Source organism: Actinosynnema sp. NPDC049800, assembly GCF_040656635.1.
Lineage (GTDB): Bacteria > Actinomycetota > Actinomycetes > Mycobacteriales > Pseudonocardiaceae > Actinosynnema.
Genome location: NZ_JBFAMT010000111.1, coordinates 1 through 12691, shown reverse-complemented (window position 1 = coordinate 12691; position 12691 = coordinate 1). Strand labels below are relative to the sequence as shown.

Genomic DNA, 12691 nt, shown 5'->3' with positions numbered 1-12691 from the left:
CCGGACATGTTCTGCATCCAGCCGGGCTGCTGGGAGTGCCAGGCCAGGGCGTGGCCGCGGACCCGTTTGCCCTGGTTGCGGGCGTGGTTGACGATCCGGTCGGCGTTGCCGTAGCTGAACTGGCCCTGGTTCGGCTCGGTCGCGTCCATCTTCATCTCGTTCTCGGCCGTGACCATGTCGAACTCGCGGTTCAGGATGCCCACGTAGGTCGAGTCGCCCAGCTTGTCGGCCGCGACCGCGGTGCCGAAGTACCGCCCGCTCTCGGCGGCGGACGCGCCCAACGTGGTGCCCGCGCTGGCCACGCTCGGCAGGACGACGGCCAACGCGCCGATCAGCCCGACCGCACCGGCCAGTGCCGCGACGCGTCGCGGCCCTCCTCGTGCCACCGGCCTGCCGGCTTCGGTGACAGCAGTTCTGGACATCACTTCCTCCAAGGGGACGACCGGACCGCGCCGGGCGGTGCACCGGCTCGGTTCGAAAGTTGCGATAGCGGACGTCGACGCTTTCGAAAACTAAAGCCGAAGATCGCGCGAGTCAAGGATTGAGATCACCTATAGAGACGCAACAATGCAGGTAGAGACCAAGGTAGTGCTGCTCGCACTACCTTCTGCGGCTTACGAAAGTATCGGAACCGAAGTCGGTAAGGTTCGGTCAGTCGCGCCGCGACCGGGTGCGATCGGCACGGGAGCACCGGCGTCGCGGCGGTCCGGCGCTCGTGACGCTCCGGGGCTGTGGCGGCTCCACACATCGGCGGGCGATGAAGAGTGGCGCGGTCCACCAGCGACGGACGGCCCGCGGGACTCCTAGCGTCGGCGTATCACCAGTGACCGCCATCACTCAACGTGGAGGATGCGCATGTCGGATCGTCGCCCTGTCCCGGCCGTCCGCGGTCCTGCCGCGACACTCGTCGCGGTGCTCGCCGTGGTGCTGGCCACCGCGGTCCACCTGGTCTCGTCACCACGACCCGCCGCCGCCGCGACCCTGCAGGAGGTCACGGGTTTCGGGACGAACCCCGGGAACCTCCAGATGTTCCGCTACGTGCCCGCCGGGCTGCCCGCGGGCCGCCCGGTCGTGGTCGCCCTGCACGGCTGCACGCAGAACGCCACGGGCTACGGCACGGCCACCGGCTGGTTGCAACTGGCCGACCGGTGGAAGTTCACCGTCGTCGCGCCGCAGCAGAAGTCCCAGAACAACGCCAACTCCTGCTTCAACTGGTTCGAGGCGGGCGACACCCGGCGCGGTTCCGGCGAGGCGTTGTCGATCAAGCAGATGGTGGACAAGGCCAAGCAGGACAACGGCGCCACGTCCGCGTACGTCAGCGGCCTGTCCGCGGGCGGCGCGATGACCGCGGTCATGCTCGCCACCTACCCGGACGTGTTCTCCGGCGGCGGCATCGTGGCCGGCCTGCCCTACCACTGCGCGACCTCGGTGGCGTCCGCGTTCGGCTGCATGAACCCGGGCACGAACCTCAGCCCCGCCCAGTGGGGCGACAAGGTCCGCGCGGCGTCCTCGCACTCCGGCCCGCGGCCGAAGGTGTCCATCTGGCACGGCACCGCGGACACCACGGTGCGCCCGCTCAACGGCACCGAGCTGGTCGAGCAGTGGACCGACGTCAACGGCACCGACCAGACCCCGGACGTCAGCGACACCGTGGCCGGCTACCCGCACCGCGTCTACGGCGGCACGGTCGAGCACTACTCGATCACCGGCATGAACCACGGCCAGCCCGTCGACCCGGGTACGGGCGCCACCCAGTGCGGCAGCACCGCCGCGTACATGCTCGACGTCAACGCCTGCGCCGCCTACCACCTGGCCCGCTTCTGGGGCATCGACGGCGGCGGCACGGTCCCGACCGACCCCACCACGACGACCGACCGCCCGCCGTACACCGAGACGATCACCGCCACCGCGACGGACCACTACGTGGCCCAGCGGATCGACGTCGCCGAGTACAACACCCTGGGCGCCCGTCACGGCTACAACACGCCCTTCGCGCTGTACCGGTGCGGCGCGGACTGGACCGACAAGGCCGACTGCTCCGCGATCTGAGCGGGGCCGGCACGTCGGTCAGGGCAGGACGACGATCTTGCCGACGTGCCGGCCCTCGCGGAACCGCCGCTGCGCCTCGTGGACGGCGACGAGCTCGTGCCGCCCGGCGACGCGCGGGCTGACCGCACCGGCGCGAGCCGTCTCGACGAGCTGGGCGAAGTGCTCCCGCGTGTGCATGGACGAGCCGATCAGGGCGATGTTGTGCAGGTAGAGCCGGCGCAGGTCGAACGACACCACGGGTCCCGCGACCGCACCGGCGATCACCCACCGCCCGTCGTCGCGCACCAGCGGCAGCAGGGCGGCCAGTTCCGGACCACCGGCCACGTCGGCGACCGCGTCCAACCCGGACGGCACGAGCGACCGCACCTGCTCGGCGACGTCGCCGGCGTCCCTGCTGACGACCCGGTCCGCACCGGCCTCGGCGACCGCGTCGGCCTTGGCGGAGCTGGTGACGGCGACGACGTGCGCGCCGCGCGCGGCGGCGAGCTGCACGAGCGCCAGGCCGACGCCACCGGACGCGCCGGTGACGAGCACCGTCTCACCGGCGCGCAGACCGGCGCGTTCGAGCATGCCCATCGCGGTGCCGTAGGCCACGGGCAGGCACGCGAGCTGGTCGTCGGTCAGCGGTGACGCCGAGACGTCGTGCGCCTGGTCGACCGGGACGACCACGCGCTCGGCGAAACCTCCGTCGGCCTCACTGCCGAGCAGCCCGACCGGCGGCGCGTGCGGGCCGCCGTCCCGGTAGATCGCCGGGTCGACCAGGACCCGCCGGCCCACCAGCTCGCGCGCCCCACCGGGCCCGACCGCGTCGACCACGCCCGCGATGTCACCACCCTGCACGCGCGGGAACCGCAGCGGGCCACGCCACCCGGCCAGGGCGTCCGGCTGCCCGGGCAGGCCGTACGCGCCTTCCCTCGTCCAGATGTCGGTGTTGTTCACCGCCGCCGACGTCACCCGCACCAGCACCTCTCCCTCACCGGGGACGGGAACGGGCCAGTCGTCGCGCACCTGGAGGGCGTCGAGCCCCCCGTGCCGGGTGAGCACGGCGGCGGTCATCGTCTGTTCCACCGTTCCCACCCTGACAGAAGTCGCGTGGTTCTTCAGGACGGGCGGGTGATCACCGCTGCGCGCCGAACCGTGAACGACCGGTTCCACCGGGCGAGCAACCTGTGGGCGCGTTGACGAGTCTCCACCGAGGTAGTGCGTTCACGACTGGGGAGGTCACGTGCGTCGAGCACGCTGGTTGGTGGTCGCCTTGCTGGCGGCCGGGCTGCTGAGCCCGGCAACGGCACAGGCGGCGCCGGTGGCCGGGGCACAGGCCCGCGCCATCACGTTGATCACCGGTGACAAGGTGGTCGTCGACGAGCAGGGGGCGCTCGTCCGCATCGAGGGTCGGCCCGGGGCGCGGTTCGTCCGGTACGTCGAAGAGGACCACCAGTTCGTCGTGCCGGAGGACGCGCTGGCGGAGCTGGCGCAGGACCGCGTGGACAAGCGGTTCTTCGACATCACGGCACTGCTCGACTTCGGCTACGACGACGCGAGGACCGACCGGATCCCGCTGCTCGCGGACGGGCTCCGGGCGTCGGCCGCGGTCGTGAAGTCCGAGGCCGCGCGGCGGTGGGCCGAGCGCCGGGTGGGCGTCCAGAGCGCGGGCAAGCTCTGGCTCGACGGCAAGGCGAGGATCACGCTCGACCAGAGCGTGCCGATGGTCGACGCGCCGGGCGCCTGGCAGGCCGGGTTCGACGGCGCCGGGGTCACCGTCGCCGTCCTGGACACCGGCTACGACCAGCAGCACCCGGAGCTGAAGGACGTCGTGGTGGCCGCCGAGGACTTCACCGGCGAGGGCATCCAGGACAACGTCGGCCACGGCACGCACGTCGCGGCCACCGTCGCCGGGCGCGGCGGCACGTACAGCGGGGTCGCCAAGGGCGCGAAGCTCGCCATCGGACGGGTCTGCGGCACGTGGGGCTGCCCGGAGAGCGCGATCATCGCCGGCATGGAGTGGGCCGCCCGCGAGGTCAAGGCCAAGGTGGTCAACCTGAGCCTGGGCGGCGACCAGACCGACGGCTCCGACCCGCTGTCGCAGGCGGTCGACCGGCTCACCGCCGAGACCGGCACGCTGTTCGTGGTCGCGGCGGGCAACGACTACACCTACCGCAAGGTCTCCGCGCCCGCCGCGGCCGACGGGGCGCTGGCGGTCGCGAACCTCACCAAGCAGGGGCAGCTCAACGAGTCGTCCTCGCGCGGGCCGCGGTTCGGCGACTACGCGGTCAAGCCGGACATCGCCGCCCCCGGCACGGACATCGTGGCGGCACGGGCGAGCGGCACGCTGCCCGACGAGGCGGTCGGCGACCTGCACGCGCGGCTGACCGGCACGTCGATGGCCGCGCCGCACGTGGCGGGCGCCGCCGCGATCCTGGCGCAGCGCCACCCGACGTGGACCGCGCCGCAGCTCAAGGCGCACCTGATGGCGTCGGTCAAGCCGGTCGCGGACTCGCCCGACCACGTCGGCACGGGCTTGCTGGACGTGCGGCGCGCGGTCGGGCAGCCGGTGCGCGCGGACGTCGGCAGCCTCTCGTTCGGGCTGGTGGAGTGGCCGCACACGGCGGTGCGAGAGAAGACGATCACCTACCACAACGACGGCGACCAGCCCGTTACGCTGGAGGTCCGGCACGACCTGGGCGCCGACTTCACCGTGCCGTCGAACGTCACGGTGCCCGCGCACGGCTCCGCGCCGGTGGTCGTGCAACTGGACCCGCGCAAGGGTCTCGGCACGTTCTTCGGGCACGTGAAGGCGACCGCCGACGGCGTCAGCCTGACCACGTCGGTCGGCGCGTACGTGCAGGAGGAACGCCACGCGCTCACCGTCGAGGTGACCGGGCGTGACGGCAAGGCGCCGGCCAACGAGTTCCTGCTCCTGGTCGACCTGGCGAACGGGAGGTCGAGCACCCTCCCGCTGGACGCCGAGGGCCGCGGCACGATCAAGCTGCCGGTCTCCGACTACGCCGTGCTCGGCCGCGTCGAGCAGCACTCCGCGCTCGCGAGCTGGTACACGCCGATCTCGGTCACCGAGCTCGCGGGGAAGGTGTCGCTGGCAGCCGACGTGACCGTCCGGCTGGACGCCGCGCGGGGCGAGCCGATCACGGTCGACCTCGAGGACGGCGACGTGCGACCGCTGCACCGGGAGGTCGACCTGAGCGTGCCGATGGAGCCGGGCAAGACCTCCGGCGTCAGCGGTCCGGTCGAGGGCTCCACGCCGGTGTACGGCCTGGCGTTCGGCGACCCGTTGCCGCAGCTGTCCTACTCGACCACGCTCAAGGCCGCGCGGCCCAGGGTGGCGTTGGGCGGGTTCGGCCTGCCGGTGCGCTACGCCGACGCGAGCCCCCACTTCACGCCCGGCACGCACAAGTTCCGCACGGCCCGGCGTGACGGTGACGTCAAGGGCGCGCTCGTGCTGGTCGACAGCGGCGACGAGGACATCTACGCCTTGGCGCAGCAGCTGAAGGACGCGGGCGCGGCTGCTGTGCTGCTGCTCGGGCCGTTGCCGTTGCCGGGCGAGGCCCAGACGGCGTTGCCGGTGCTGTCGGCGTCCGACCACGGCGCGGCCCAGCTGCCGATCGGGCGCGAGGTCGAGATCCACGCGGTCGACTCGTCGCCGGTCAGCTACAACCTGTTCTTCCCCGAACAGGGCGTGCTGCCGGCCGGCAAGGCGTACCGGGTGGAGCGCGGCGAGCTGGCCGAGGTCAAGGCCCGCTACCGGTCCTCGGGCGGTGACGGCCTGGTCCGCCAGCGCCTGTACCCGATGGTGCGCGGCAACACCGTGAAGAGCCTCGGTGTGCTGCTGGACGAGGCGCTGGTCGCACCGGTCGCGCGCACCGAGTTCTACAGCGCGGGCCACGACATCGGCTGGTACCAGGAGGGTTTCATCGGCCGCATGTTCGGTGTGGACGCGCGCGACCCGATGGTCGGCATCTGGTCCGACCTCGAACCGGCCGTGTTCGAGCCGGGCAGGCAGTACCGGCGCGACTGGAACGCGGCGGTCGCCTCGCCCCGGCTCGGCGGGACGTCGGTCGTGCAGTGGGCGGCCGGTGGCGGCGTGACCCGCACCGCGAACGGCATCGAGGCGAGGATCTCGCCGTTCGCCACCGACCGCGCGGTCGAGTCCTGGTTGGCCAACGGCTACGGCAGCCTGGACCTCAGGCGGGACGGCGTCTCGCTCGGGTTCACCGGCGACCCGCGGCGGGGCCGGTGGGAAGTGCCCGCCGAGCCCGGCCGCTACGAGCTCTCCGTCGACGCAGCGCGCGGCGCGCCGCAGCTGGAGCTGTCCACGAACGTGCACGCGACGTGGGGCTTCACCAGCGCGGCCACGGCGGAGGGCAGGCTGCCGCTGTTGCAGGTGGACTACGAGATCCCGCTCGACCTGCGCAACAGCGCCCGGGCCGGGCTGCCGCTGCCGGTGCGGTTCACCGTGTCGCGGCAGGCGGGTGCGGGCAAGGCGACCGTGCGCGAGCTCAAGGCGTTCGCGTCGTTCGACGACGGCGCGACCTGGAAGCCGGTGAGGTCGATGGTGCCGGCGGGTGGGAAGCCCGGCGGGTACGTCTCGCTGCGGGTCGTCGCCTCCGACACGGACGGCAACACGGTCGACCAGACCGTCCTGCGGGCCTATCGCCTCAGGGCTTGATCACGGTGGCGGGGGATCGCGGCACGGTCCCGCGATCCCCCGCCACCCGGTGTTCCGGCCCGGAGCGTCACCAGCGCTCGGAGGTGGCGATCTCCACCAACTGCTCGACGGTCAGCGGCGGGTGCGGGCCCAGCACGGGGCCTTGGCCCTTCGGCGACTTGCGGTTGCTGACGTGCATGACGAACACGAGGCCGTCGGGGCGGGTGAGCTTGACCTCGTTGGTCTGACCCGCGGTCTCCAACGCGTACTGGTTGGTGGCCAGCGACGAGCCGTCGGGCAGCTCTCGCATGGTGCAGCTCGGCTCGTCCGGCAGGGCGCACTGGGCCTTCTCGCCCGCGGTGCCCGGGTACATCAGCAGGTCGAAGCCGCCGGTCACGCCGGCTGCGGTGAGCGTGCCGCCGATCGACGAACCGATCTGCTTGGTCGGCTTGGGGTCGAGGGTGCTCGGCGCACCGGTGGGCGGGCCCTCGGGCAGGGTCCACATCGACGCGCCGGGCCCGGTCTCGCTCACCACGAACGTCGCCAGGTCGCCGAGGACGGCACGCAACCGCTCCGCCAGCAACTCGGGCGTCTCGTGGGCGGGAGGCGGCGGCGCGGGCGTGGTGGTGACGGGAGGCGCGGTCGAGGACGTGCCGGGTGGGGCGGCCTGCGTGACGGGGTCGTTGTTCGGCACGAGCAGCACCGCCCCGGTCGCCACACCGGCCACCACGGCCGCCGCGAGGGCGATCGGCGCCAACCGGACGCCCGAGCGGGACGCGGCGGCCCGCGTGCGCGGCGGGGTGTCGAGCGACGTGCGGGCGGTCGCGGCGTCGGCGCGCCGTTCGAGTTCCTCGAAGGCGTCGTGGAGCGCGCGCAGGTCGGTCATCTCGTCTCCTGGTAGGCGTGGGGGTTGGCGGTCAGGTCGACGCGGAGGGTCGCGAGCGCCCGGGAGATCTGGCTGCGCACCGTCGTCACCCGGCAGCCCAGCTCGGCGGCGATCTCGGCGTCGGGCAGGCCGGCGTAGTAGCGCAGCACCACCGCCGCCCGCTGCCGCCGGGGCAGGCGGGCCAGCCTGCGGATCATCGCGTCCCGCTGCGCCCGGTCGTCGGCTCCGTCGCCGACCGGCACGTCCGGGAGGACCTCGGCACTCGGTGACGTGCGGGCCAGTCTCCGCCGCCACGACAGGTACTCGTTGACGACCATCCGCCGCACGTAGGCGTGCGGCTCGGCCATCACCGAGATCCGGTCCCACCGCTCGAAGGCGCGGCCGAGCACGTCACTGACGATGTCCTCGGCCAGCCACGTCTGGCAGGTCAGCACGGTGGCGAACCGCATCAGCGCCGGACGCCGCCCGACCACGTACTCACCGAACTCCATCGGCGCTCTCCCGATCGGCCACTTGGCTTGTGATCACGCTCCTCAACGGGGAACCCGGCCGATCCGTTGCACGTCGTGGCGAAGAACTCTCCGGCGCAACACGATCACCTCTCGTGACGTCTTCGTGACGAAGGGCGCACGCACCCGCCCTCGACGGAGGAGGATTACACGTGAGAACGATGCTGTCCGGGTTGGTCGTCGCGGTGTTGGTCTTGTCGGCCACGCCGGCGCACGCGAGCGACCCGGGCCCGGGGCTGGGTGACCCGTACTTCCCGCGCGCCGGCAACGAGGGCTACGACGTCCAGCACTACGACCTGCGGCTGTCCTACGAGCCGACCACGGACGTGCTGACCGGCACCGCGACCATCCGGTTGACCACTTTGCGGGAGATGTCCGGGTTCTACTTCGACTTCTGGCTGCCCGGTCGGTGGGCCAAGGTGGACGGGCGTGACGTCGGCGCGGCGCAGCACAACGGCCAGCTGCTGGTGGGGGCGGGCGGCGACGTGCCCGCGGGCGCGTCGGTGACGGTGGAGGTGGGGTACTCGGCGTCACCGTCGTGGACCCATGCGGAGTCGCCGATCACGAAGTGGCGGCGGACCGCGGACGGCGCGCTGGCGATCGCCGCGCCGACGATGTCCCCGTGGTGGTACCCGGTCAACGACCACCCGAGCGACAAGGCCACCTACGACGTGTCGATCTCCGTGCCGACCGGGGTGGAGGCGATCTCCAACGGCGCGCTGGCCGGTGTCGAGCCGGGGGCCGACGGCCGGACCACGTGGCACTGGGTCGGCGACCGGCCGCAGGCGCCGCACGTGACGTTCCTGGCGATGGGCCAGTTCGACGTGCGGCGGTCCACCACGGCCGACGGCAAGCCGGTCGTCAACGCCTACTCGACCGCGTCGACCGGCACGGCGGCCCGGGAGAGCGTGGAGCGCACGCCGGAGGTGGTGCGGTTCCTGGAGGACAGGTTCGGCCCGTACCCGATGGGCGAGCTGGGCGGTCTGGTCACGCCGTACCGGTCGTTGCCGCTGGAAACGCAGACCCGGCCGGCGTACCCGGCGGGCGCGTTCCGCGACGGGCCGAACACCTACGTCGTGGCGCACGAGATGGCGCACCAGTGGTTCGGCAACTCGGTGACGATCAGCCGCTGGAGCGACATCTGGCTGAGCGAGGGGTTCGCCACCTACGCGGAGTGGCTGTGGTCGGAGGCCAACGGCGAGGGCACCGCGCGGGAGATCGCGGACTGGACGTACCGCTACTACGCCGACGACCACGAGATCTGGGACGTGGCCGTGGCCGACCCGACGCCGCGGTACCTGTACGGCGCGGCGGTGCACGAGCGCGGGGCGCTGGCGTTGCACGCGTTGCGGACGGAGGTCGGTGACGAGGTGTTCTTCCGGACGCTGCGGACGTGGGCCGAGCGCAAGGCGCACGGCAACGCCACGTCGGCCGAGTTCGCCGCGTTCGCGGAGGAGGTCGCGGGCCGCGACCTGGACGACCTGTTCCGCACGTGGGTGTTCAGCGCGGGCAAGCCGGTGATCGCGGGCGTGTCGACTACGCGCGAACCGGCGTCTTTCGACCGGATCAACCGCCGCTGACGGAGCCCGGCTGCGCGAGGTGTGCCGCCTCGCGCAGCCGGCCCGCCACCTCGGCCGCGAAAGAGAGCCGGCGAAGGACTCCTCGGGTGTCGGTGTCGGGGTCCCTCAGGCCGAGTAGGTGGCGTCCTGGGCCGTGCGCACCACCTTCCGCGCCTCGTCGGCGGTGAGCAGGCCCGCCGAGACCCACGTCGTCGCGGTCGCCTGCACGCGCTGGACCAGGTGCCCCTTGGCCCGGAACGGCGCGGCGGCCCACACCTCGTCCAGGAACGTGGTCCCGTCGGCCCGGCTCGGGTTCGCCACCCCCGAATCACGCCCGCCGAACGCGATGCGCGGCTCACGGCGGTGGAAGTAGACGTGCGTCGGGTCCTCCGTGCCCTCGAAGAACGGCGCGAACTCGACGCCGTCGAGCACGTGGTGCAGCGGCTTGCCCGGCACCGGCGCCAGGCTGGGCAGCAGGTCGCCGGACAGGCCCGCGTTGCGGTACAGCCCGAACTCCAGGAACGTGCGGCGGGCGTCGCGCGCGACCAGGTTGACCGGGCCGAGGAACAACGTCTGCGTGGCCGGGTCGTCCAGCGCCCGCTCCACCCGCAGCCGGAACGGGATGGACACCCGCACGGTGTCACCGCCCCGCCACGTCCGCGACACCGTGAAGTACGAGCCCGGCACGGCCTCGCCCGGCACCCGCTCGCCGTTGACCGACACCCGGAACCCGGCGGCCCACCCCGGCACGCGCAGGTGCAGGTCGAACCGGCCGCGGCCGTGCACGTTGATCGTCGAGCCCTCCTCGACCGGGTAGTCCGTGGTCTGCGTGACCGTGACGCCCTTCGCCGCCCACTTCAGCGTGGACGCGCTGTAGAGGTTGACGTACAGCGCGCTGCCGTCGGCCTTGGCGAAGTACACCGAGTCCTGGTACTTGGTCGCGCTCTCGATGCCGGTGCCCTCGCAGCACGTGGTGCCGGCCTTCGGCGTGTAGTCCCGCACGTGGCCGGGCACCAGTCCGATGAAGTACGTGACGAGCGGCTTCTCCGCGTCGGCGCGGTCCTGCTTGGACCCGAGCACCTGGTTGTACAGCGCGCGTTCGTAGTAGTCCATGTACTTCGGGTCCTGCTCGTGGAAGAACAGCACCCGGCTGAGCTTGAGCATGTTGTGCGCGCAGCACGTCTCGGCGTTGGTGTCGCTCAACGTGCCCGCGATGCTGCCGCGCGCCCGCCAGAACTCGCCCGTGCTCGTGCCGCCGATGCTGTACATCCTGGTCGGCACGACCATGTCCCAGAAGTTGCGCGCCGCGGTCAGGTAGCGCTGCTCGCCGGTCTCGTCGTGCAACCGCACCATGCCGGTGAGGATCGGGATGTGCTGGTTGGCGTGCAGGCCGTCGAGGACGTCCGTGCCCGCCGCGCACGAGTCGATGAGCCGGTCCAGGTCGAACAGCCGGGCCAACGCCAGGTGCTCGGCCTTGCCGGTGATGGCGTGCAGGTCGCAGATCGCCTCCACGATGCCGCCGAACTCGCCGCTGGAGAAGATGCCCCACATCCGCTGCAACGTGGCCTTCGGCAGCTTCGACAGCCGCGAGTGCATCCAGTCGCACAGGCCGCTCGCGAGGTCGAGCGCGCGTTCGTCACCGGTGTTGAGGTAGGCGTCGAGCAGGCCGCGCAGGATCTTGTGCGCGGTGTAGTACGGGGCCCACACGACGAAGTAGTTGCCGGCGGTCATCGACTCCAGCGTGATGAACTGCGTCTCCGGGTACGCGGCGAGGTAGCCGGGGTGGCTCGGGCCGCCCCAGTTGCGCCGGAACGTGGCGTGCTGCCCGCGCCCGGACGCGTCGGCGATCGTGGAGCCGCTCGTCTCGTCGAACGAGTAGGACGCCAGGTCGCCCCGCGCCGGGGTGTGCTGGAGCGCGGCGATCTCGTCGGCGCCCAGCGCCCGCGACCAGAGGTCCACCTGGTCGAACGCGCCCGCGAACGGGGGGTCGGCGGCGAACTGGGAGTTGCCGAGCCAGTGGTTGCGCAGTCTGCCGAGCGTGGCCGGGTTGTGCGTCATGTTCGGGTTCACGCCGACCCGCGTGCCGTTGACGTAGAGGGAGCCGGTGGTGCCCTCGATGGTGACCGCGAGGTGGCTCCACCGGCCCACGGGCAGCGGAGCGACGCCGTCGATCACCTGCTCGACGCCGGGGCCGTCGGGCGTGATGGCGAAGCGCGGCACGTTCAGGTGGCAGCGCGGCGTCAGGAACATGTAGCGGGACACGTCGTTGCCGAAGTCGAACACCCGCGACCACATGGTGTCGTGCTCGGGCTTGACCCAGGCGGAGATCGTCATGGCGCGTGAGTCCGCCAGCACGGTCGGCGGCAGGTCGAAGATCTGGTAGCTGCCGCGCGGGTTCTCCACCGCCGTGCCGAACCTGCCGGGCACGCTCCGCAGCACCGGGTCGTGCCGCAACGCCTCGCGCACCTCGACCAGGGCGCCGACCGCGTAGCGGATCTTGTCGGCGTAGACCTCGTCACCGGTGCCCGCGTACGCCTGCGACAACATGGTGAGGAAGTGCCCGGTGTAGTGGCCGCGCAGGTTGCCGTTCGCCTCGCCGTCCAGCCCTTCCCAGCCGCCCGGCGCCACCGCGCCCCGCGTCGACAACCCCGCGTTGGCGCGAAAGACCTGCAACAACCGGTCCACGTCGTACTCGCGGCCGTAGTCGAGCACCAGGTCCCGCTTGGCGGCGAAGAGGCCGTCGCCGAGCGCCACCTCGTCCAGCGCGAACGGCCGGACCCGCCACGCCGCCGGCGGTGGCAGGGCGGACGCCGGGGCGACGGGCTCGGCCGCCGCCACCGCCCGACCTGCGGCGGCGGACGCGACCAGGGGAGTCGCCGCCGCCACCGCCGTGGCGCGGAGGAACGCTCGCCGGTCTACGGGCTGTGCCATGGGATACCTCTCCGGGGGAACGGGAACTGCGAGGGGAGCGGCGGCCGGCGGCGCCCCCGGGGCCCCCCCCGCCCCCCCCCGCCCCCGGGGCGGGGGC

Annotated in this window: 8 protein-coding genes; 3 read left to right on the top strand and 5 right to left on the bottom strand. The window is 72.4% G+C overall.

Annotated features, from left to right (window positions below; translation table 11 throughout):
- The coding region (locus tag AB0I91_RS44335; protein WP_499642286.1) for an endo-1,4-beta-xylanase at positions 1-422 on the bottom strand (422 nt) is incomplete at its 3' end.
- Between the two features lie 490 nt (positions 423-912).
- Between AB0I91_RS44335 and AB0I91_RS44330 the strand changes: the two genes are divergently transcribed.
- Complete coding sequence (locus AB0I91_RS44330) at positions 913-2049, top strand: extracellular catalytic domain type 1 short-chain-length polyhydroxyalkanoate depolymerase (RefSeq protein WP_499619143.1); 1137 nt, start codon at positions 913-915, stop codon at positions 2047-2049.
- Between the two features lie 18 nt (positions 2050-2067).
- Here the strand turns inward: AB0I91_RS44330 and AB0I91_RS44325 are convergent, their stop codons facing one another.
- Positions 2068-3117 carry a zinc-binding dehydrogenase gene (locus tag AB0I91_RS44325; RefSeq protein ID WP_499642283.1) on the bottom strand — a complete coding sequence of 350 codons (1050 nt, stop codon included), beginning with the start codon at positions 3115-3117 and terminating at the stop codon, positions 2068-2070.
- 157 nt (positions 3118-3274) lie between these two features.
- On the opposite strand from AB0I91_RS44325, the gene AB0I91_RS44320 reads away from it, so the two are divergent.
- Complete coding sequence (locus AB0I91_RS44320; RefSeq protein ID WP_499642280.1) at positions 3275-6730, top strand: S8 family serine peptidase; 3456 nt, start codon at positions 3275-3277, stop codon at positions 6728-6730.
- Between the two features lie 67 nt (positions 6731-6797).
- Here AB0I91_RS44320 and AB0I91_RS44315 read toward each other — a convergent pair whose 3' ends face one another.
- Positions 6798-7595: a hypothetical protein gene (locus AB0I91_RS44315; protein ID WP_499642277.1), complete on the bottom strand. Its 798-nt coding sequence runs from the start codon at positions 7593-7595 to the stop codon at positions 6798-6800.
- Positions 7592-8086 (bottom strand): SigE family RNA polymerase sigma factor, encoded by a 495-nt coding sequence (locus tag AB0I91_RS44310; RefSeq protein ID WP_498786786.1) that lies wholly within the window; start codon positions 8084-8086, stop codon positions 7592-7594. Before AB0I91_RS44310 ends, AB0I91_RS44315 begins: the two co-directional genes overlap by 4 nt.
- A 179-nt stretch (positions 8087-8265) precedes the next feature.
- Here AB0I91_RS44310 and AB0I91_RS44305 point away from each other — a divergent pair, with 179 nt between their 5' ends.
- Positions 8266-9684 (top strand): M1 family metallopeptidase, encoded by a 1419-nt coding sequence (locus tag AB0I91_RS44305; protein ID WP_499642289.1) that lies wholly within the window; start codon positions 8266-8268, stop codon positions 9682-9684.
- Positions 9685-9789: 105 nt separating this feature from the next.
- Here AB0I91_RS44305 and AB0I91_RS44300 read toward each other — a convergent pair whose 3' ends face one another.
- Complete coding sequence (locus AB0I91_RS44300; RefSeq protein ID WP_499642274.1) at positions 9790-12594, bottom strand: beta-L-arabinofuranosidase domain-containing protein; 2805 nt, start codon at positions 12592-12594, stop codon at positions 9790-9792.
- Positions 12595-12691 lie beyond the last annotated feature (97 nt).

Excerpts from the sequence above, each read along its gene's own strand:
- AB0I91_RS44315 (WP_499642277.1), bottom strand. The coding sequence starts at position 7,595 with ATGACCGACCTGCGCGCGCTCCACGACGCCTTCGAGGAACTCGAACGG.
- AB0I91_RS44300 (WP_499642274.1), bottom strand. The coding sequence starts at position 12,594 with ATGGCACAGCCCGTAGACCGGCGAGCGTTCCTCCGCGCCACGGCGGTG.
- AB0I91_RS44310 (WP_498786786.1), bottom strand. The coding sequence starts at position 8,086 with ATGGAGTTCGGTGAGTACGTGGTCGGGCGGCGTCCGGCGCTGATGCGG.
- AB0I91_RS44305 (WP_499642289.1), top strand. The coding sequence starts at position 8,266 with ATGCTGTCCGGGTTGGTCGTCGCGGTGTTGGTCTTGTCGGCCACGCCG.